The 23,890-nt window shown below is 51.0% G+C and carries 10 protein-coding genes; 2 read left to right on the top strand and 8 right to left on the bottom strand.

Annotation, left to right across the window (positions count from 1 at the left end):
* Window positions 1-56: 56 nt before the first annotated feature.
* On the top strand, window positions 57-1,244 hold the full coding sequence (locus NT002_08010; GenBank protein MCX6829213.1) for a polymer-forming cytoskeletal protein: 1,188 nt from the start codon (window positions 57-59) through the stop codon (window positions 1,242-1,244).
* Between the two features lie 203 nt (window positions 1,245-1,447).
* On the opposite strand, the gene NT002_08005 is transcribed toward NT002_08010, so the two are convergent.
* On the bottom strand, window positions 1,448-1,780 hold the full coding sequence (locus NT002_08005; GenBank protein ID MCX6829212.1) for a hypothetical protein: 333 nt from the start codon (window positions 1,778-1,780) through the stop codon (window positions 1,448-1,450).
* 281 nt (window positions 1,781-2,061) lie between these two features.
* Between NT002_08005 and NT002_08000 the strand changes: the two genes are divergently transcribed.
* Window positions 2,062-3,324, top strand: a complete 1,263-nt coding sequence (locus tag NT002_08000) for a PDZ domain-containing protein (GenBank protein MCX6829211.1) — start codon at window positions 2,062-2,064, stop codon at window positions 3,322-3,324.
* A gap of 807 nt (window positions 3,325-4,131) precedes the next feature.
* On the opposite strand, the gene NT002_07995 is transcribed toward NT002_08000, so the two are convergent.
* The 7 genes from NT002_07995 to NT002_07965 all read right to left on the bottom strand — a co-directional run.
* Entirely contained in the window at window positions 4,132-6,312 is a 2,181-nt protein-coding gene (locus tag NT002_07995; protein ID MCX6829210.1) for a beta-galactosidase, read from the bottom strand.
* A 360-nt stretch (window positions 6,313-6,672) separates the two neighbouring features.
* The gene (locus NT002_07990) at window positions 6,673-7,653 is read right to left on the bottom strand and encodes a T9SS type A sorting domain-containing protein (GenBank protein ID MCX6829209.1); all 981 of its coding nucleotides are present in this window, start codon (window positions 7,651-7,653) and stop codon (window positions 6,673-6,675) included.
* 375 nt (window positions 7,654-8,028) lie between these two features.
* Entirely contained in the window at window positions 8,029-10,410 is a 2,382-nt protein-coding gene (locus NT002_07985) for a S8 family serine peptidase (protein MCX6829208.1), read from the bottom strand.
* A gap of 305 nt (window positions 10,411-10,715) precedes the next feature.
* A complete protein-coding gene (locus tag NT002_07980) occupies window positions 10,716-14,369 on the bottom strand; it encodes a putative Ig domain-containing protein (GenBank protein ID MCX6829207.1) in 3,654 nt (1,217 codons plus the stop codon).
* A 550-nt stretch (window positions 14,370-14,919) separates the two neighbouring features.
* Window positions 14,920-16,398, bottom strand: coding sequence for a dockerin type I domain-containing protein (locus NT002_07975; GenBank protein ID MCX6829206.1), 1,479 nt, complete (start codon window positions 16,396-16,398; stop codon window positions 14,920-14,922).
* Complete coding sequence (locus tag NT002_07970; protein ID MCX6829205.1) at window positions 16,290-19,529, bottom strand: Ig-like domain-containing protein; 3,240 nt, start codon at window positions 19,527-19,529, stop codon at window positions 16,290-16,292. Before NT002_07970 ends, NT002_07975 begins: the two co-directional genes overlap by 109 nt.
* An 11-nt stretch (window positions 19,530-19,540) precedes the next feature.
* Window positions 19,541-23,890: tandem-95 repeat protein (locus NT002_07965; protein MCX6829204.1), on the bottom strand; the 4,350-nt coding region annotated here is incomplete at its 5' end.

Below are 23,890 nucleotides of genomic sequence, written 5' to 3'. Positions count from 1 at the left end.
AAACTTCAGGGATGAACAGCCGTAGTATATTATAGAATGGATTATTGATGAATTATATGTTATCCAGACGAAAACTCCTCCCGCTTGCATTATCCCTGATGCTGATAATAACTTTTCTTCCCATTTCGCTTTTCGGCTCTCAGTTTCTTGCAAAACGAACGGTCACTATTCCTCAATCGGATACTCTTGATGATGATATCTATATTTTTTCCAACTACGGCAAAGCCAACGGCCGCGTCAACGGTGACCTTTCCGCTTTCTGCTACGATATCAATCTGGTCGGTGAGGTGGGCGGAAACGCCAACCTGGGCGGCTATCGGGTCGACCTGCGCGGCAAGGTCGAAAAATCGGCGCGCCTTGTCGGCAGCATACTGAATGTCAACGGCGACATCGGCGGCAGCCTGATTATGCTGGGAAACGAGATGAGTGTGGGCGAAAAAGCGCTCATCAAACGGGATCTATCCTGCGCCGGTCAAAGTGTCACTATCGACGGCAATGTTGGGGGAAATCTGAATGTCTCCGCCGCCCGCGTCGTCATCTCCGGAACGGTCGAGGGGAATGTCGATATCACCGCGGATAAATTGCTGATTGTTCCTCCGGCCGTTATCAAAGGGACGCTCCATTATGTTTCCAGAAATGAGGCGACGATTGAAAACGGCGCCACGATTCAAGGAGAGAAAACCTGGAACCTCCCCGAAGAGAAAAAAGAAGAAGCCGAGGGATTCCCCGTATTCACGGTAATATTGAAGATCTTCCTTTTCCTTATGGCCCTGGTTACCGGTTTGATACTGATGCTCCTCTTCAAAGAACATACGCGGGAAGCTTCGGTGCAGCTGGAATCCAACTTCTGGGTCACTCTGGCGATCGGCTGTTTGACTTTTCTGATTTGCACCGCCGGCGCGATTGTTTCTTTCCTGGTTCTGATCGGGATCCCGATGGGGATGTTCCTGATCAGTGTGGGGATGATTCTATTTTATGTCGGCAAGGTTTATGTTTCAATTACGCTTGGCCGGTTGATACTGAGATTGTTCAACCGGACCGGGACTTCTGCCTTATTCTGGGAATTTCTGCTCGGATTAGTCGTTCTGACCATACTTTTCCAGGTGCCTTACCTGGGATGGATGATTTATATCGTGACTATCCTGCTGGGCATGGGGGCGGCCGTGGCCGCCTATTTTGCCGTCACACGCCGATACAAAGCGGCCGCGCATGCGGTGACACCGACCGCCTCGGCGCAAATCTAATTCGCATAAAATCTTCGTGTTGTGGGCGGCAGATGTCCACATCTGCCCCGGCGTATTTTGATGCGCCGCCAGCAAATTTGTCGGGTTTCTCACTTGTTCACTTAGTTCACCATTTCGGAACCCGACCTACCGATCTGGGTGGTCAGAAAGTGAAGATGAATACTCCTCAATTTATCTTAGGTCTCGGTTTTTAGTGGGATCAGTTATCGGACGGCCCATTGTTGCAGTATGGCAGGGTACGAGCCCTGCGCTCGTGCCATTCTTCCGGCCTTTGCGCGGCAGCAAAAGGTGACCTGGGCATTTATGCTGATGTTGTAAATGCGTGCCAGAAGATCATAGGCCGGGCCATAATCAGGTGAGTATTTGATGGTGCGATAATAGAATTCCTTGGCACTTGCGAAGTCATTGTTCATCTGCGCAATCCTTCCAAGACCAAAATTGAATAAAGGGTAGGTTGGAAATAATTTGATTCCTCTTTGGTATACAGCCTGCGCCTTCTCTACTAAACCCGTTTCCAAATAACATCGCCCAAGCATGTCAAACGCGCCCAGAGGGAACTCTTGTGAGGCTCCGGTTCTCGATCCGGTCACATTAGACTACTATCAGCGGAAGTTATTGGTAGACAATCGGGTGTGAGTAAAGCCGAGTCTCAGTCTGAACGGGGTTGGCGACATCTGTCGTTCATTTACTGTCATGTTCTCGATAGTCCAGATGCACAGCGGCAGTGTGGTTGTCGCGAAACACCGGGTTGTTAGGCATCGTATAGGTAGGGAGAATGCAGTGTGAGTTCCTGCGGGAAACCGATTGAGGACGTGGAATGAAGTTGCTGGATATAAGAAGAGAGGTCAGCGGCACACTTTTGTTGTGCCTGCTTGGCTTATTCTCATTCGTCGGTTGCCAATCGCAAAGCTCGCGGGATTCGTCCGGTCCACTGCCGTCTTCGGAAGTTCATTTTGAAGTTGGAACAAGCGCCTGCGACATCCCCTTCAGGATCGTTGACAACAACATGTATGTTACGATACGAATCAATGACTCGGTCGAAGTCGAGGCAGCTTTTGATTCTGGTCTTCCTTTCAACGGCGTATTGATCATTGACTCAGCAATAGGCGACAAACTAGGGCTAAGGTATGTTGGGAGCACACCATTGGGCGGAGCCGGCGACGAGTCCTCGGTGGCCGATATAGCTCTGGGTGCCACGATCTCCGTTCCGGGCGTGTCCTTCAGGGGGCAGCAGGTACTTGTGGCAAGAGACACAAAGAGATACAAGAAATGGCTCGCTGGTGCAGTCATCGGAGGAACATTGTTAAACTCCTGTGTTGTGCAAGTCGATCATGAGAAATCTCTGCTTCATCTTCACAGGAATGGATCGTTCGACTCACGCACTGCCGGGGAAGTGCTCGATATTACGTACTCGCAGGGTATCCCGGTCGTCGATGCAACGCTGGAACACAAGGGGAACTCGTCCGCGCGAGTGAAACTGCTGGTTGATACCGGCGCCGACGTTCCGTTTTCTCTTCATTCCTGTGATGGATTAGGAGTACAGCCGCCTGCAGATGCCCCGAAGAGTTATATCTCTGAAGGCATCAAAGGAGATGTAAACGGTCAGTGGTTCAGGATTGACGCCATTCGTATCGGTTCCTTCAGGCTGAACGGTTGTGTGGTTGCATATCCTTCAGAGGCATTTGATGATGTGAAAACTTCTCTCGGGCAGAATGGGTTCTTTGGCCTGGGCGGCCAGCGTCGCTTCACCGTTACCTTTGATTACCCACACTCGCGAATCTACCTGAAGCCGAATTCCCGGTTCAATGATCCGTTTGAGTTCAACATGGCCGGACTTGTACTGCGAACGCTTCGAAGCGGAGCATGGGAAGTCATGGACGTCCTCCCGAATTCTCCCGGCAGTGCCGCGGGCATCAGGAAAGGGGATGCGATAGTTGCCGTCGACGGCCGGAACAGCTCCTCCATTTCGTTCACGGAAATGGAGCGCATGTTTGCGCGGGAGAACCAGCCAATGCAACTTTCTATCAACCGTGACAACCGTATTCTCCGCGTGAAGTTGATCCTGAAGCGAATGATATGAATGGGGAAGGGCCACATTGAACCGGTAACTCACCCAACGGGTGGGAATTTTAATAATCCAGCATTGCTTTGATTTCCATCCAATTGCCCCATAAACCCCTCTCCCCCCGGGAGAGGGGCCGGGGGTGAGGGATTACAAAATCCACATCGATCCGATGGTGATTTCGCCAGCCCCCCTCTTATAGAAAGAGGTTTATCATTATGCCCGTTAGCCGGCAACATCTTCCAGCCGACCGCCCCCATGGTCCTGAATATGACCCTTATCCCTTGACCTATTATGTTCGCGCTCTTCAACTTCCATATCCTCAAAATCGGGATCGCTATCTGGCACCACTTATCAACCAACTCCCTCTTGGCTACTTGTGTAATAATGCCAAGACCCACAGCGACTTAAATGAGTCGCGCCAAAATCCCACACGCCCTAAGAATGTCCGCCAAAAGAAGAACAAACCCATTTCCGGCGACTCCTCCCAATCCCCCCAAGCCATTCTCCGCCAGAAGAATATCGGGAATAAATCAGGGTCTAAAAAGAGATGAAAAATTTAGTAAAGCAAAGCCAAAATTGGCCATCATTATGGCACACAAGCAGTTCCGCTGTTTTTCTTTGGCTTCGCTCCCTTTTCCATTCCCCCTCAAAAACCGTAATTCGTTATGGCAGAATGCATTCTCGGATTCAGCATGATCGTATTGTTGATAACCCTAACCGCACTGCGACACGTGGCGGGAAATGTCTGAGGTTACATGGCATAAAAAAACCCCGATCTGAAGCATTGCACTCAGACCGGGGGAATTTTATCAGAAATCGATTTTACTTCGGTTCGATCAGGAATATCCGCCCATCGGGAAAATCAACTTTCACCGCCATCCCGCGGCGAAGATTATCGGCCGATATTTTCAGCGGCGGCACAGTCTCGCCGGCCATAAGATCGGTCACCTTCACCTTGGCCGAGGAGATGCCAACCTTCCTCAAATCCACCCGAATGATAACCTCACGGCTGGAGGTGTCGCTGATTGACGAGAGTTCACCCGGAGGAGGACAAACCATATACAGAACCGCCCGCTTCTCGCCTTTGTTGATTTCCATGTCAATCGACGGATCGGAGCAGTACAGATAGGAGGTGAATTCATTTTCCACCATGAGCGACTCGAAGAAAGTCATTTTGGCATGGTCGCCGCCGGAGGCCAGATTGAAAGAAAATAGATAAAACACTCCTTTATAGCGCGATGAAGCCACGCCGACAGTTTTCTTATTGGCGGTCGCCAGTTTCTTGACTTTGGAGTCGGTTGAGAGAATATGTCCATAGATGTAGGAGGTAAACTGGCCGCTTTTCAACTTGACCGTTTCTATCCCACTGCCCAGCGAAGTTTTGATTCTTCCCAGTTGCTGGCTAAGAATCTGACACTCCCGGAACTGCTCGTCATACTTGGGCATCAGCCCGCAGGCAATGACATTGACCCCTTTCTTAAGAAGTTCGATAATCGCCTTTTGCTGTTCAGCCGGCATGAATTCGGCCATGGGAATGAACACCAGGTCATACTTGGCGAGAGCATCCGGATCAAAAGTCTCCCGGATATCATAATCGAGCTTGAGACGGGCCAGATCCCGACAAAACCCGGTGGCCGAGTCGGTCAAAAGCGATTCAATATATTCAAACTGCTTGGGGTGATCCAGAAGCCGCAGCCACTGATACTGACGATTGCCGACGACGCAGATCTTCTTGATGCTCTCTAATTCGTTGAGCTTGATGTTGAGTATGGCGGCATTGAAAAGCCTGATAACCTCGTACCCGGGGGAGATGGTTCCATCCTTGGCCAGAGGGGCACCATACCAGTGGTCGCGATCAACAAACATGTAATAGTTGAACCCCTTGAAACCGGCCGCCAGACCGGCCACAAGATAAAATCGCCGCAAACCATCAGGATAGTTCTGCGGCGCCACCTGCAGTTGCCGCTCGGTCGCCGGTGAGCCTGAAACAAACGATGAACCCCAGGCAAATTTATATTCACCCTTGAGGTATCGCCCCTTCTGAATCTGATCAAAATAGCTTCCCTCAGGAAAAACATTGGTTCCCATCATACTCTCTTTTTCCTTGGAAACCAGGTCAAAGGCCGGAAGCAGGTCGCCGCGGCGGAAATAGAGGGCGTGGAAAAAGAGCGGCTCCACCGTATAGGACTTGAATATATCCTCCATGGTGGACAGATAAATCCGGAGCATATGCTCGCGGAATCGGAACCAATCAAAGGCTTTGGGAAGATCCTTCATGTCAAGATTGGAGAAATTCCGGGGTGGTTCGACCAACTGAAAACTCTCGTTTTTTTCCTTATAGACAGAATTGAGTTTCTTTATATCCTCATACCGGTTCTGCAGAAATTCCGGGTAATACTGCACCAGAACATCAGGATTATAATCGGCGGAACCGGGATCCAGATAGCGTCCATAGGAGGTCTCAAAATCCAGCTCGATCATGAATATCGGACCGCGCGGATGGATATAATTTTTGGTTGTCTCAATAAAAGCCTTGAAATAATTCCTCAGGAAATGCTGATAATGGGGGTGAAGGTAACTCGGGAGATATCCACCCGGAACGCCGGCATCATCATTAAGTTTCAATTCCTGTCCTTTGGAATCCCGGGCAAAAATCTGCAAATCCGAAAATAAGAACTGGGGCAGCCCCCCGTTGGGCCATTGACCTGAAATCCACGGGCCAGGCCGCAAAATCACTTTGAAACCAAATTCCCTGGCCAACTCGAGAAAAACAATCAAGTCTTTGCGAGGATCGATAAATCCCGAAAAATCAACATTCTTGCTGGCGTCCTGATGCAAGTTCCATGGAACAGATGACGACAGAATGCGGAATCCGGCTTTCTTGATTCTTTCAAAGCAGATTGACCAGTATTTTTTGTCAACTCGGAAATAGTGCATCTCCACCGCAAAGGGGTAGAAAACATCCTTTCCGATTGTGAACCTGTTATCAGCGACTCCTAACATATAAAACCTTACGTTACATAGGGTTACAAGGCCAGCGGCCTTTCCGATCGGTCTCTAATCTTAATGAAAATGGATTGATAAGTCAACAAGTTTTATCGCTGATTTGTCATTTCAGCAGAAAGCTATTAGGGCATGTCACGTAATAGATTAATACACAAGAAGTTATATCATATGACATCGAAATAATGGAATTAGGACTGGGCCAGATATTTTCACCATCACATAATCCATTATTATTTAATGACTTATAGCGATAATTTCGTAAAGTTGAGACCGCTCTGGGAATGCTATGAAAATCAATGCCTTAAAAAAACCCCCGCCATATTCCGGCAGGGGTTCCAATATTCGTATGAAATTAGCCTATTTGAGCATCATCATCTTCTTGGTGCTCTGGAATGAGCCGGCCTTTATTTTATAGAAATAGATGCCGGAAGTAACCGCGCTGCCATTATTGTCTGTCCCGTCCCAGGTAGCTGACCAATAGCCGGCCGGGAGTTCCTTATCAACCAGCGTCTTGACGACCTGTCCAAGGACATTGTAGATGCTGACATTAACCATGGAAGCGGTCGGAAGAGCAAAGTCGATCACAGTTGACGGGTTGAATGGATTGGGGTGATTCTGATCGAGAGCAAATGAGGTCGGAAGATTGGGCTGGTTCCGATCCCGAACATCGTTGGGGCCCATCATCGGCCAGGAGACGCTGTCGAATACAGGAAATGGCGGAATGGATTCATCGAAAACCCAATCGTAAACGAGATTTTTGGCATATCCCTGCTTGACCCAGAACTTTCCGGCGGTGGAATTGACATGGAGGGTAAATTTGAGAATCAATAATTCGCCCGGACCCGGAGGATAGCCAACAAACGCTCCGACACCGGTAAAGTTATAGATGTCACCCATTATGGTCCTGATGGTGGTATCGCGAAGGCTAGTGTCGATGGCGTTGGGCAAGATGGTGGTGTCAATAAAAACATCATTAGTTAGATCGCCATCCCAGCTTTCGGCATAGGTTATTTTGAAAATATCAAAAAAAGCCTTGAAAGCAGTCTGTGGGGTCAGAGCGGTATCGCCCCAGGTAACGTTGGTCAGGCCGTCTGTGCCGGAAAACAGGAACGGGCTGGACCAAGTAATGCGGGCATCTGTGCCGCCGGCATTGGTCGCATAAATGTTGATTTCCAGAAGTGAATCGGGATAGATCTTCCAAGTGCCGCCGTCATTGACAGCACCCGGGCCCGAGATATCAGCTCGGAATGTCAGCGTTCCATAATTCTGTCCAAAAGCTTCCACCGAAAAGAGAAGCAGGAAGACAGCTGCTACGAGAATAATCACATTCTTTCTCATTTTTCTACTCCTATGGTTATTTTCATTTCTTGGCTATGCAATCCTAATCGGGCCGCAGACCGTTTGAGGAATCTTCACTCTTTCCCTCCTTGTCAAATGGTCGGCAAATCCCTTCATGCTAAGGATTGGAGCCTTTTACAATCAGGGAAGCAACAGGACTGAGAATGCCTGTTTCGCAAACCTCCATGCACAGTATCCTTCTTCCCTGGCGCATACTAAATAATTAGCAAAAGGCTTTTCTCTCCACCTCCTTGATAAACTTTTTTTATCAATTTTCGACAAATCTTCTTTCTCATAGTCCCGCAATTATAAAAATAACTAATCAGCGAGTCAACAAAAAAATCCAGTCCTTTTTGGCCCGGGAGGAATGGTTCCTCATTGCGGCGGCGGCGGTCCTCCCTTATACAGGAAATTGATGAGATAAGTTACATCGCTGATATTTATGGTTCCGGAGTCGTTAACGTCACCGGTATAGGGATCCGGTGCCGGGCCGCCCTTATACAGGAAATTGATAAGATAAGTAATATCCTGAATATTCCTGTTTCCGTCACGGTTGGCATCGCCCCGCTGATAAACGGCAAAATAGACTTTACCGGCCTTGAAGACAGGAATATAATCTCCGTAGAGCGATTCGAGCTTAAGCCGCTTACCATTGACATTGGCCGTATCAATTGTAATCATCTCATTGATATGGACGGTTGCGGTATCGGAAATGTAAAGTTTTAAGATCGTTCCGGCTCCCGGTTTAAGATAGCTTGAACCGGTAGTTAGATTGGTGCGCAAGCTATAGGAATACCTTAGTCCGATGGGGTCAAAATCGACTCGTTTGACCTCTGCGAAATAGGAAGCCCTTGTGCCTACGACCGAAACAGAATCCAGATTGACATTGGCGGATCCGGTAATCGTGAAGGGAAATATTATTGATTTTTCCTGAAAGCGATTACTGAGATAAACCGTAACGACCGCCTGCGACGTCGCCGGAACCGCCACCGAATCAATTTTCATGGTGTCGGCCGTCACGACCACCAGATTCTTGAGCACCTCCGTCACCGTTCCCTTGGGTGCGGTAATGGTCATGGTCGGCGAATAAACGCCGGGGCCCATATAGGTGTGGCTGGGATTTTGTATATCGGAGACGCCGGCATCACCGAAAGTCCAGTTCCAGCTGGATGGGGTAACCGGCGATAAGTCGGTAAAATTGACCGCCAGCGGCGCCGGGCCGAGCAGAATCGGACCGGCCGAGAAGGACGCCACGGGGAAAATCGATAACGACGAGCAGGCGTTAATCCGTCCAGCACCAAGCATCCCCAGATAAAGAGGGTTAAGATAATCTATCGTATCGGCATGATAGAGAATAATAGTATCAATCTCGTTTCGTTTTAACTGCGGCATATGCGATTTAATAAGGGCCGCCAATCCGCAAACCATAGGCGCCGCCATGGAGGTTCCATAGAGGTTGCCGTAGGTCGGTGTATAATGATAGGAATAAGTATTATAGATATTTTCTCCGGGAGCGGAGATGTCCACCCAGGAGCCATAATTAGAAAAACCGCTCTTGCGATCATAACCATCGGTGCTGGCCACCGATATGACTACATTCCCTGTGCCATAAGTGTAATAGTCGAGAAAATCGCCATTGCCGATACCATCGTTTCCCGCAGCGTGGGCGATTACCACACCCGAATCCGCGGCACGATTGACGGCCGCCCGCATGGCAGGACTGTCCTGAGAACCCCAACTGCAATTTATAGCGGTCGCCCCCATCCTCACCGCATAATCGATTCCGGTGGCACAATTGGCCGTATTGACATACCCGTTTTCAACACCGCCGTCATTGGCCGAACCGCCGACACGGATACACATAATACGCGGCCCGCGATACGGCCCTCGGCCGCCGCCCCAGCCACCGCCAATCCCGGCGCCGCCGGTAGCATTATTGGTGGTTGCACCGGCTATCCCGGCACAATGGGTGCCGTGACCGTTAAAATCTTTGGGATCCGTATCAGGCGTGCCGCAATCCTCACCCGACCAGCAACTAATGCCGGAAAACCCGCTAAAAAAATCATATCCGATCAGGTCGTCGGCAAGTCCGTTGCCGTCGTCATCAAGGCCATTGAGGTCATCAATATCATAAACCACTCCGTCACTATCGATATCTTCGCCGGGATTGACCCAAATTTTATCGATCAGGTCAGGGTGACCATAAAGGACGCCGCTGTCAATTATGGCGATTTTGGCCGTATCGGAACCTTTCTCGCTGTCCCATGCGCAGGGAGCCATGATCTTGGGCATATACCATTGAGAACCATAGTGGGTATCATTGGGAATAACCGAAAGAGGCACGGCAAAGACCGGCGCAACGGTTCGAACATTCGGATTCTGCGACAGGGCGCTGATAATTGTATTGATATCGACATCCTCGGGAAAACTCAGTTCATAGAATCGCGACATATCCTCGCCGGTGGCGAATACTTCTTCGCTCTTCCGCCCGGGGAAAATCGGCTGGGCTTCCTGAACCAGATATCGGTCCAGAACCATATCCAGGGAGGGAACTCCAAAACTGACCCGGCCGAAACCCTTGGCCACCTTGCGGGTATCAACGCTTTTCTCAAATTGGACTTCCAGCCGTCCTTTTATGATAAGAGGGCGGGCATCCTTCTGCGGGCCGATAACGTCGGCAGGAAGGGCCGCTGCTCCCAGAAATAGAAGGAACAGGAGCATAATTGCGGGCGGAAACATGCGATAGTTGAGCCTCATTTTGGCCTCTCATATTTTAAACTTAAATACATTTATTTCAGCACCATCTATATTTCATCGGTTTTTTTCGGCGTCATTAACTTTCAGCTTCATCTTTTCATAACAGAGTTTCCTCTGCTCCGGTTTCATAATCCAATCATAATCTTTTATATCGGACAAATGTCCGCGAGGCTGACCGGCGGTAACAGAGTATTCCTCCCCCCCCACTCTACCCCTTTTTGCCCCGGAGCTAACCCCCTTAATAAAATTCAGGAAGCTATCACGAAGATAGCTTCCCGAATTTTTCGATCTCAAAAACTACCGGATCACATTGGCCCGCAAATAGGAGCAGGTCCGCTCTGATACAGGAACTTGATGAGATAAGTCACATCAGCAATGTTGGTTATCCCATTACCGTTGGCATCCGCTTCGGGATACTTGCCAACGCCGCCCTGACAAGGAGGCTTGGGACCACTCTGATACAGGACCTTGATGAGGTAAGTAACATCCGCAATGTTGACGATGTTATTATGGTTGACATCGCCGGCCTTGACACAGCAGGTATTAATGATATTGATCTGAATCACCCGGAAGCCGGAATCTTTTCCGTCACTGGCTGTCACCGTAATGTAGTAAGTGCCAGCCGGCGTGGGTGTTGGCCAGCTAAAGGTACCGGAACCATTGTTGTTATCGGTAAAGGTCGCCCCCGCCGGCAGACCGGTTCCCACCATGGTCAAGCCGCTTAAAGGACCATCGGGATCAAGACCATAGACAGTAAAGGTCAGCGGAGCATTCACGATGCCGATTTTTATACCAGGATCGATCACAATCGGCGCCATGTTGAACCGATTCTTCCACCACTGCTTGGCCTTGTCGATAGTGGCTTTCAGACCAGCAGCGCCATTGTTACGCTCGGTGGCGATAATCTTGATCCAGACCAACGTATCGTTCACACCCAGGTTCTTCTTGCCGTAGTAAGCAACCATGTTCAGATCCTGATACAGCGAATCCTCCATGGTCGGCTTAGTCGATAGCCAGGCCTGATAACCGCTGAAAGTATTCAGCTTGTTATACAGCTGCTGCGGCACGAAGTTGCCGGTCGGAGCAACCCAGTCAGGGTTAATGTGGGTATATAAACCGGTGATGTTGGGGAACAAATCGCCTGCTCCGGTAATCGGCAGTTTGTAACCGTTGAGGTAAGCAAAACCGCCGGCGCGATTATTGGCCAGCACACAGTCGTTGTTAGGCAGACTGTCCGGGCCGTATTCGCCGCCATAGCACCACATCATCTGACGCGTGGCATCGTAATCAGAGCCGTTTTCCACACCCGAGTCGGAGGGAATGTCCCAGTCCATAAGCTCGCCGATCATCAGGTTGCTGTAAGCCACACCGCTCTTATTGACGATTCTTATTTTCTGGATAAGGAAGCTGCAGGTATCGGGATGCAGAGGCATCCAGTACTCGCACTCAACACCCATTCCGGAGTCCTTGGTAAGGAACTGGCCGGTGTAGGCATACTGGTAGTCTGGATGCGTGGTGGAATCGACCACAAGACCCTTCATGGGACGGAAGCCGTCGTTATCCAGCCAGTCGGCATCAAAGATGTAGGAGTTCAGAATGGTGTCGCCGGGGAGAGCGCCCTTGGCGCGAAGAATAAACGGACTCGCGTCATAGAGGTAGACCAGGGAGTTGTCATCCCGACCAGTCCCGTTCAACGTCGTATCGCAATCATTAAAGAAATTCATGTTGAAGCCGTCAACGTTGTTGAGGCCCTGATTGGCGCGGCCAAGATTACCCGCATTGTTAAGCACAATCCGCTTGCAGGCCGTTCTGATACTGGCCCACTCGGGGAACTGAACCGTGTCGGCAACAATCAGACGAATCAACAGAGTATCCGGCGAAGTCGGAGCGTCGGTTACAAACTCGATGAAACCTACGCCAACCGCCGGACCGGTGGTTATCGCACCACCCTTGTTCAGATTGACTGTCGCATTGACAAAGTTAGGAATCAGATGCGAAACAGTCCCCGGAACACCGGAGATACCCAGCCAATCCAGACCGGCATGAGTGGTCTTAACAACATTGACCGCATTGATATGCAGAACGGCGTTACCAATGTTTTCCAGCTTGAGGGTTGAGTCAAGTTGGACACTCGGTTTCGTCCAGGCCGGGTCAACAATACGGGCCGGGCTGAAGCTCAGCAACGGATTGGGAACCGGCTCAATGCACGGCACGCGGAACCATTTCATCTGATTAAATGTCCAGACGCCCTGATCCTGCACGCAGCCGCCCGGATATTTGTCCTGAACGTAGAAGACGTCAAGGTACATATTCCCGGTATAGCTGCCCGAGGGGTCAACAATCGGAATACCGGTCCAGGTGCCACCGGTCTTATTCATACCAAAACGGGACATCGAGGGCCACACTTCGGAGCCGCAGATAGAGAATCCAGGCGCAACACTAACAGTGTCGCAATGAGGCGTCCGCGTATTAGTCAGGTTGCGGGCCAAATCCCAGTTCAAACCACCGTTGTCTGAAACGGAAATAAAGAGTTCGCCGTTGGCCGAACCGGAGGAGTTATTGGCCGTAAAATTCGATTGATGACAGTCGTTGGTAATACCGTTGAAATAATCGTTATACATTACAAAGAGGGCGTAGAACTTGCCGGCGCACTCCGAAATCTGCATCTTCGTGATACTCATTTCGTTCCAGGCGCCGCCAAAGCAACCATCGTCCGCAAGGACCCAGTTGGCATCCTTGATGGTACGAACGATGCTGCCTTCGCCCCAGTGGAACAGACGGCTGCCGAAGAAGGCTCTCCAGACACCGCCCCCCTCGGGACCGTATTCGCGGGCATCCCAGATAATGTGCAGCTTGTCATCGGTGCCGATCAAAGCCGACATATCGGTATGAGCCAGCCAGCCGGCTTTGGAAGAGTCAAACTGGGTGACGTTGACTTTCGGGCCCCAGGTGGCGCCCATATCGGTCGACATCATGTAGAAAACATCGTTGACTCTCTGGTTGCCGCCGCGCTGAATCGACTCGCCATCGCCCATTATGCCGGGATAGCACATCAACCAGCACAGCGCCACCTTGCCGCTGACGCGGGAGGCGGTGACGGTCTGGGCAATGTCGTTAACCGTGTCAACCATCATCGGCGGATAATCCCAGGCACCAACGGTATCGCTTCCCACTCTGCGGAAATAAACGACAAACTGCGCGTTGATGCCATTCTTGGTCTGCTGTGAGAAAGCGTGGGTGACCGTGTCACCATCCCAGACCTGATATTCCATCGAGGGCCAGATATAGCGCTTCTCGTCCAGCGGATCGGCAAAGTAGTTCATCGTGCTGTCCGGAACCTTACTTCTGTAAGGCGCAAAATAGCAGGTGCCCTGATCGTAATCATACCAAATGGTGGTGGCATAATCGGCGGCCGCGCCGGTCTCTTGGTGGTGGTTGGCCAGAACCACTTTACCTTCGGTATCAACATCCAAAGTCACATAACCGGAAGTATTATTTAGAATGGCGTGAACATCGCAACCGCCGCTATCGGAAGCACCCGCCTGGGCAAAATCCCCGATGCCGGCGTCATAGGCCTCATAGCCGGTCCGACGATTTTCACCCAGCGTGGTCGAGATCTGTTTCATCCAGGCGAAGTGAACCACCTGGGCTCCGCGCCAGTCAACCTCGCGGCCCATTCGACCGTTATGCTGATAATCATAAGTTGTTACGCCAATCCTGATACCAGGGGCGTATCCCATCGCCTGATCAAAACCAAGGCTCGCCGCCGCGGGGGCTTTACCGGAAATAACTGAAACCGGGGCCTCAGCGCCAGCTATTTTGGAAAGGGGAGCCTGATTGATCGGAACCACATTCAGGGCCTTATTCTTATCGGAAGCTTTCATGCCAAATGAAGAGGCTGCAAGAAAAACAACGGCTAACAAGGAGATAATGAAAATCGCCGATAATTTCCTTGTCATTTCTGTGCTCCTTTCAAAGCATTTTTATTTAAAATTCCCAACTTATTCCCTAAACTCATTCCATTTATAATTCTTGAACAAATTTAGGTATCTCAAATATTAAAAACAGTTCCCAATCATCGAAACTGTCCATGGTCTACCAGGCCATCACCTCCCTTCAATACACCTAATTTCATACCTGAAATTCTGGGACAATTGTACTCTGTCTTAAGTCAGTTAAGCTAATTTTTTGCGGCGCATGTGGTAATCGCCGAAGTAGTTCCCGCCAAAGATATTACAAGTGATTAAATTTGCCAAATAATCGGTCCTCAATAGTTGCGTCTCAATAGTCAATGCCGAGTATATTCAGCAAGTGAGGTCAATTAAAGGACCTTAACAGCAAGGTCAAATTTCTCATCCATCCAAAAACTCTGTAGCACAAATATAATACAGATTATTGACCGGTTTGTCAAGTGATTTTAGCAATTTTTATCAGGTTCTTTCCAGACCCTAACATTATGCCCCATAAAGTAAAGGCCGCCTGATAGGCGGCCTTCCAGAGCGAGTTGTTTTATTTGGTTGTCGGGGGCGGAGGACCCTGCTTATAGAAGTAGTTAATCAGGTAGGAAGCATCGCGAATATCCAGAGCTTCATCAAAATTGACATCGGCCGCCTCCTGCAATACCGGCGCCCGGCCACCCTTATATAAGAAATTGATAAGAAACATCACGTCCATGGCATCCAGACGGCTGTCCGAATTGGCGTCACCCCGGAGGAATTCCACCGGCCGATAATGCGTGATCAGGGTATCGGCGGCGCCGAGCGGATCGCGAACTATGAACATAACCCTGAAAACACTCCCCAACTGGCTAAAGTTGGGCTGGTAACGATAAAGGGCGGCCCCGTTCCCCGAATCGGTGAAAGTGGCATAGGCAATGACATTATCGGCGGTTATTACCATCGGGTCCAAATCACCATCCTTGGCCACCAGGTGCTGATTGAGTGTCTGGCCGATAACAACCGCCTGAGTGTCCGGCAGCGTGGTCGTGAAAATCGGCCGCTGATTGCCGGCATCAATAACGGTTATGTTGACAATGGCCGTATCGGTCGCCAGCGAATCATCGGTGGCAATAAACCGCACCGCGTAAATCCCACTCTGGGTGTAATCGGGATAAAACCGGAAGTTCTTCACATCGGGAAGAACGCCGGTGAAAACGGCGTTGGTCGGAAGATTTTCCACCCGAAGAACCGGCCGAGTCCCGTCGCCGTCGGAGGCATAAACATTGAACCTGAGGGTATCACCCTCAATGACGGAAGTATCACGGAGAGGGGCAATGACCGGCACCTGATTGGCATTCTTGACAACAAACGCAATGGGCGCGCTGTAAACATCATAAGCCGGGTCGGTCGGTGCGGTCCCGTCATGCGATACCCAGCGGATGTAATAGAAGAATCCGGTCGGGCTGCCTAGGGTGCTGTCCTGCGTATAGTCGGGCGTGAAACGGAAAACCCCCACGGTTGTCTTGGCCGAATCGTAGGTAGTGAATGTCATATTCGGTTTTAACAGGTAAGCGGTTGTGGTATCAATGGCCAAAATCGGAATGGTGCTGTCCGGGTCGCGGGCATAAACACGGAAATAAAGGGTGTCACCTTCAAAAACGGTCCTGACTTCCAGATTATTTGGGCTTTGGAAGACTATCCGGGCCAGAAGGTTAGTGTCCTTAACGAAGATATTCATCGGCAGGGAATCAATCAAACCAGCGTCAATTGAATCGGTGGCGTAAAAAGTCGCCACAAAATGTCCGGAATCGAAGTTGTCGGTCTGCCAGTCAAAAGTACCGGTGCTGTTGTGGTGATCGGTAAAAGTCGCCCCGCTCGGCAAATTGACCGCCGTCAAAACCGGATTATCCAGATCGGGATCAGCGGCGGCCACATTAAACGTCAACCGGCGCATTTCTGTAGTCGAAGTATCATTGAATGCAGTCGTGAAAACAGGCGTCTGATTTCCGGCCTCATTGACCGTAATGATGACCACTGCCGTGTCGACCAACTGCCCGTCATAAGCGATGATATAGATATTATAAACGCCATCCTGGACATAGCTGGGATTGAATTTGATAGTCCCGCTTCCATTACCGTTGTCCGTGAAAGTGGCATGGGTCGGGGCTTCTGGTTTCCCGCCTCGAGAACCTGAATCAGCGTCGCTTTGCCACGGTTAACATCGATCCCGTCGCTGGCCGTAAAGACCACCTGATGGAGTCCCGATTGCACATAACTGGGCATGAACACGAAGACACCGGAGCCATTGCCGCTATCGACAAAAGTCGAATGGAGCGGAAATTTGACAGCCGAGAGCGTGATCGCCTGACCATCGGCATCGGTGGCTCTGACAAGCAAAGTCAGCGTATCTCCCTCGGTCGTTATGCCATAGGGAGGAAGCGCGGTAAAGACCGGGGGATTATTACTTGCAACCACGGTTATAATGACGTCCTGTATGTCCGTCAACCGCGGCGTGCCTTCATCAATGGCCATAAACTGGACCGTGTCAACACCCGCCTGACCTGAAGCCGGCGTAAAAGTGAAATGGCCGATTCCTTGCCCCGAATCGACAAAAGTGGCGTTCAGAGGCAGATTGAAGACCGACAGATAGAGCCGGTGGGCCGGGTTAGAATCGGTGGAATCGGTCGCGGTTACCGCAAAACTGAGAGTTCTTCCGACCGACACGGCAAACGGGCCAATTGAATCTATGATCGGTGGGCGGTTGACATCGAGAATGGTCACGGTCATGGTGTCGGAGGAGGATAGCGGCAGAGTTGCCATATCGGTGGCAAAGAAGCGGATGGTATCTATTCCGGCATCTAAATAAGAAGCGCGGAATCGGAACAAACCGACGCCATTGCCGCTATCAACATAGTTATATCCGACCAAAGAGGTTGAGATGCTTAATCTTACGCCTCCACCCTCGGGATCGGTGGCGGTCACCCTTACTACCAGCGAGTCACCTTCATTGATGGTAGTATCATTGGTATGGCTCAAAACCGGCGGCTGGTTCCCCAGGTCGGTCACGACGATCCGCACCAGCTCGGAATCGGCCAGAGCGCCATCGGATGCGATAAATAGAACGTCATATGATCCTGCTTGGGCGAAGCTGGGACTGAATGTGAAACTCCCGGTGCCATTGCTATTATCCACAAAAGTGGCGTTCGCCGGAAGCGGGCCGGTGGAAAGAATCGGCGTTGAACCGTCAGGATCGGTCGCCGTAATGGTCCTGGCCAGAACCTGCCCTTCGGCTACGGTCTGCGCCCGGATACTATCCAGAACGGGGGGCTGGTTGCCGGCTTCGGTAACCGTGATCGAAACAATCTCGGAGTCCAGCAGCAACCCATCAGACACCCGGAATGTCACCGCATAAACGCCCGATTGAGTAAAGGTCGGTGTCCAGTCAAAAGTTGCCGTGCCATTGCCGAGGTCGGTAAAGGAGGCTCCATTCGGAAGAGTGGAAGTGGTGAGCGTCAATGTCTGCAGGTCGGCATCAGTGGCAGTGACATTGAAATTGAGATTAACATTTTCGGTTGTCGTCTGCGGTCCGATAGCGGCCAGAACCGGCGCCTGATTGCTGTTGGTGACCGTAATCACGACCACCTCGGAATCAACCAGGGCGCCATCAAAAGCCTTAAAAGTAACCGAGTAGGAGCCGGCCTGACTTAAATCGGGATTGAAATTGAAAGTCCCGGTGCCATTGCCGTTGTCTAAGAAAGTGGCATTGGTTGGAATATTGGTGGCCGAAAGTGAGGGGATAGTCGCATCGATATCGGAAGAAGTGATGTTGAAGTTCAGATTGCCGCCCTCAGCGACAGAGCGCGGGCCGATCGGGTCCAGAACCGGCGGCTGATTACCGGCATCTATAACGGTTATCGTGACAATTTCGGAGTCAATTGCAATGCCATCATTTGCATAGAAAGTCACCGGGTATGCTCCGGCGCTAGTGAATGAAGGAGTCCAGTTGAAGGTGCCGGTGCCATTAAGATTATTCACAAAAGTGGCTGTCCCCGGAAGGGCCGAAGTGGAAAGAACCGGCGTGGTTCCATCAGGGTCGGCAGCCGAAACGCCAAAAGTCAGAATGACATTTTCTGTGGTCGACCGCGGGCCGATAGCCGCCAGCACCGGCGGCTGATTTCCCTCATAGGTGAATCCGCCGGTCAGAGGCGCCGAGGTCAGCGCGGCGGCGTTGTTGCGAACGGAAATATTCACGGCGCCGACCGCTCCAACCGGGGTCACACCGTTGATCTGGTATGGGGAGACCACGGTCACGGAAATCAAAACGCCGGGGCCGATATTAACCGTTGCGCCAGCCATATCAAAGCCGGTTCCACGGACTATCACCGGGGTTCCGCCCAGATAAGTGCCAATATTGGGGGTGATCGAGTTCACGATCGGCGGAGCCAGACTGGCTGAATTGACCGTGAAGATCGCCGAATGCGGGCCAAGATTTCCCGAACCATCCTGAGCGATCAGCAAGAAATGATAGGAGCTTACCCCATCGACAGTGTTATCGACATAGAAACTGTCGGCCACGCCGGGATTAGCCAGCGAACCGGCCGGACTATCGATCCGGAAGAAAGAACCATCTGAAGTCGCCGGACGGCGGTAGATATGGTAAGTCAATCCTGCGGTTCTGGTCCAACTGATGACCACCGAGGTTCCCGAAACGACGCGGCTGGAGAAACCGGTCGGCGCCACCGGCCAGGCAACCGGGGCCAGGGTGACATCCTCCTGCTGGAATGAGTTATTGGGGACCGTCTTGGAAAGCACGACGCCCTGGAAATTAGTCGTATTGTAGAAGTTATAACGGTATGGAAGTCCGGGAGCCTTGGTCAGATAATTCTGAAAATCATCAAACCAGTTGCCGGCATCATATCCGGCGCCGACCGAGGATTCGATACGTATCTCCTCGTCGGTGTTGTCGATGAAGCCGTAGAAGCCTATCTCGCCGTTGGCGGGAACGGAAGCATTGGCATTGTGAACGGCTCCAAAAATCGACCCCTGGGCAAAAGCCAGAGATGTATGCAGCATCATCAGAAGAGCAATCAAACCAAGTAATTTTGGTATCTTAAATCGGCCTAATCCGCTATGCACTTTGGCACCTCCATTTATGATAAAACATATATTTTTCATACTCATCTGCTCCTCCCTCACGGCTTCGGAAAGGTATCATTCCGGGCGCTGTTGGCCTGGTATGGTCGACCGGCCTTCACCCGGAAATTGACACCGAAACCGGCGGCAAACCTCGACTGGTAACTCTGCGAGCCGGCCACAAAATTGTTAAGGGTATTGAATCCTCCCGGAACGTTGTTCAATACATCCTGTGCATAGCGGAAATTCGCTTCCCGCTCGAACGGCACCGAGAGGAAACTGTAATCGGTCGTGGCTGTCGATACCAGTTGATATGTTATTGCTCCCGGAGCGGGGACGCGCCCGGCCACCGAGAAAATAGTTGCACCGGAGGCATTGACTTGATAAATGCCTCCCGGAACCACGCTGAAATTAACGCCGAATCCGGCCGCAAAACGCTGCTCGAAACTCTGCGAGGACGGACGATAATTGTTGACCGTCCGGACGCTTGACCGCCCGATGGCGTTAATTAACTGATCCGCCGTGGTTATCCCGGTATTCTCGAAAGGAATACAGATCAGGTTATAATTGGTCGTGAGGGTAGTCACGATTTGATAATCGTACTCACCCACCCGATTGGAAGCCGCTGATCTGTTTCCGTAAATATCATATGAAATCACCGCATAGAAATACTGCTGCAGGGTGTCGCCGACCACATTGGCCCCGCCGAGATTATTATCGGTGAAAGTCAGAGTCAGCGGGTCGGTTGCGCCTATCGAATCGGCCGTGCTCGGTGTGAAATATGCGATCGTATCACGATAGATAATATACCCGCCGATCTGGGTGTTGAGTCCGTCGGTATCGCGGGTGACAGCCGACCAGGACAACAGGATATTATCCGCAACAATGGCAATCGAAAGGTCGCTTATCGCCTGAGGCGGAGCGGCATTGGCCGCCGTGATCACCACGTTATCCGGGGCCGAGAAAAGAGTGCCGTCGGTAACTGTCAAGGCGAAAGAATAAACACCCGGGAATGACGGGACAAAGGTCGGTGATGAAACCGCCGGATCCGAAAGAGTTGCCGCCGGGCCGCTTACCTGAGTCCAGGAATAAATCAAACCTGTACCATCGGGATCATACGAACCGGTGCCATCCAGAATGGCCGTTGCACCGACTATGCCATTGGGCTGATCCGGCCCCGCGTTGGCAATCGGCGCCCGGTTGACATCATTTACCGTTACCGTGACTATCTCGGAGTCAATAGCAATGCCATCGGAGGCATAGAAAGTCACATTGTAAACCCCGGACTGATCGAAGGTCGGTGTCCAGTCGAAAGTGCCGGTGCCATCGGCATGATCGCTAAAAGTGGCTCCGGAGGGTAGAGTGGAGACCGTAAGAGCCGGTATATTGCCATCAGCGTCGGTAGTCGAAACACCAAAATTCAGATTGCTGTTTTCTTCAACAGCTTTCGCACCAATCGCGGCCAGCACAGGCGGCTGATTGATTCCTCCGACCGTTATCGAGACGACTTCGGAATCAATGGTCACACCGTCGGAGGCATAAAATGTCACGCTATAAATCCCGGCCTGATCGAAGGTCGGCGTCCAGTTGAATGTACCAGTGCCGTTGGTATTATCGATAAAAGTAGCGCCGGTCGGTAGCGTCGAGACCGTAAGAGTGGGGATGTTGCCGTCAAGGTCAGAGGCTGAAACTCCAAAATTCAGATTATTGTTTTCGTCAACGGCCTTCGCGCCGATAGCGGCCAGAATCGGGGACTGATTGACATTATTCACTGTTATAGTAACGACCTCAGAATCGGTCGCGGAACCGTCAGAAGAATAGAAAGTCACATTGTAAAAACCGGCCTGATAGAAAGTCGGCGTCCAATCGAATGTACCAGTACCGTTGGCATGATCGATAAAAGTCGCGCCGGTCGGAAGCGTTGAGACCGTAAGAGCAGGAATATTGCCGTCCAGGTCAGAGGCCGAAACGCCGAAGTTCAAATTGCTGTTTTCATTAATCGTTTTCGCACCGATGGCGGCCAGAATGGGAGCCTGATTGACATTATTGACCGTTATGGTGACTATCTCCGAATCAATAGCCACACCGTCGGAGGCATAGAACGTGACACTATAAGACCCGGCCTGATAGAATGTCGGCGTCCAGTTGAAAGTGCCGCTGCCGTCGGCATGATCGACAAAAGTCGCGCCGGTCGGCAGTGTCGAAACCGTAAGAGCAGGGATATTACCATCCGCGTCAGCAGCCGTGACGCCAAAATTAAGATTGCTGTTCTCATTAGCTGTCTTCGCACCAATCGCCGCCAGAATCGGAGCCTGATTAACACCACCCACTGTTATGGAAACGATCTCAGAATCGATAGCCACACCATCTGAAGCATAGAAAGTCACATTGTAAATCCCGGATTGATCAAAAGTCGGTGTCCAGTCAAAAGTCCCGCTGCCGTTGGCATTGTCGACAAAAGTCGCGCCGGTCGGCAGTGTCGATACCGTAAGAGCAGGAATGTTGCCATCAAGGTCAGAGGCCGAAATACCAAAGTTCAAATTGGTGTTTTCATCAACCGCCTTCGCACCGATCGCGGCCAGAATTGGAGGCTGATTGACATTGTTAACCGTTATCGTTACAACCTCGGAATCGATTACAACACCATCGGAAGCATAGAATGTCACACTAAAAATACCGGATTGATAAAATGTCGGTGTCCAGTTGAAAGTGCCGGTGCCGTTGGCATTATCAGCGAAAGTCGCGCCGGTCGGTAGCGTCGAGACCGTAAGAGCGGGGATATTGCCGTCCAGGTCAGAGGCCGAAACGCCGAAGTTCAAATTGCTGTTTTCATTAATCGTTTTCGCGCCAATAGCGGCCAGAATCGGCGGTTGATTGACATTATTAACCGTTATAGTTACAACCTCGGAATCGGTAGCGATCCCGTCGGAGGCATAGAGTGTCACGTTGTAAGTACCGGCCTGATAGAAGGTCGGCGTCCAATTGAATGTACCAGTGCCGTTGGCATTATCAACGAAAGTAGCACCGGTCGGTAGAGTCGATACCGTAAGAGCAGGTATATTGCCATCCGCGTCGGTAGCCGAAACACCAAAGTTCAGATTACTATTTTCATTAACAACCTTGGCACCGATAGCAGCCAGAATTGGAGCCTGATTGACACCACCCACCGTTATGGAGACGACCTCGGAATCAATCGCCACACCGTCGGAAGAGTAGAATGTCACACTGTAAGTACCGGCCTGATCAAAGGTCGGTGTCCAGTCGAACGTCCCGCTGCCGTTGGCATGATCCACAAAAGTCGCGCCGGTCGGAAGAGTCAAGACGGTAAGAGCAGGAATATTGCCATCCGGGTCGGTGGAAGTCACATTGAAATTGAGATTGATGCCCTCGCCCACCGCTTTGGCGCCGATTGCTGCCAGCACCGGGGGACGATTGACATTATTAACGGTTATGGTCACAGCCTCAGAATCAATGGCCACGCCATCTGATGCATAGAAGGTCACATAGTAGAGGCCGGACTGATCGAATGTCGGAGTCCAGTCGAATGTCCCGGTACCGTTGGCATTATCGATAAAAGTCGCGCCAGTCGGAAGAGTCGAGACCGTAAGAACAGGGATATTGCCATCCGGATCGGTCGCCGAAGCACTGAAATTCAGATTGCTGTTTTCGTCAACGATTCTTGCACCAATAGCTGCCAGAATGGGAGCCTGGTTGATATTATTAACCGTGATTGCGACTATCTCGGAATCAACGCCCAGAGAATCATCGGTGACATAGAAAGTAACATTGTAAACGCCGGATTGATAGAAAGTCGGTGTCCAGTTGAAGGTCCCGGTGCCGTTGCCATTGTTTACGAAACCGGCACCCGCAGGAAGAGCCGAAGTGGTAAGAACCGGTATGGTGCCGTCACCATCAACGGCCGAGACGCCAAAATTGAGATTGGCATTCTCGTTAACACTTCTGGGCCCGATAGCCGCCAGCACCGGCGGCTGATTGGCGTTAAGGACTGTTATCACGATCGCTTCACTATCAATTATGGAACCATCCGAGGCATAGAAAGTCACAAAATAACTTGCTGCCTGGGCATTATTTGGTGTCCAGTTAAAGGTTCCGGTACCATTATGATTATCGACAAAAGTGGCCCCGCCCGGTAATATTGAAGTAGTCAGAGTCGGGAAAGTTCCATCGGGGTCGGCCGCGGTTACGCCGAAATTAAGATTTCTGGCTTCATAGACCGATTTCGGGCCGATTGCTGCCAGAAACGGCGCCTGATTGCCCGCCTCGATGACCGTAATCGCAACGATTTCGGAATCTAACGAGAAACCATCAGAGGCGAAGAAGGTTATGTTATAGCTTCCGGATTGAGTATAGGCCGGAGTCCAGTTGAAAGTCCCGGTGCCGTTGCCATT

This window comes from Candidatus Zixiibacteriota bacterium (assembly GCA_026397505.1).
In the GTDB taxonomy this organism is placed as follows: domain Bacteria; phylum Zixibacteria; class MSB-5A5; order GN15; family PGXB01; genus JAPLUR01.
This window is presented reverse-complemented; position numbering and strand designations above follow the sequence as displayed.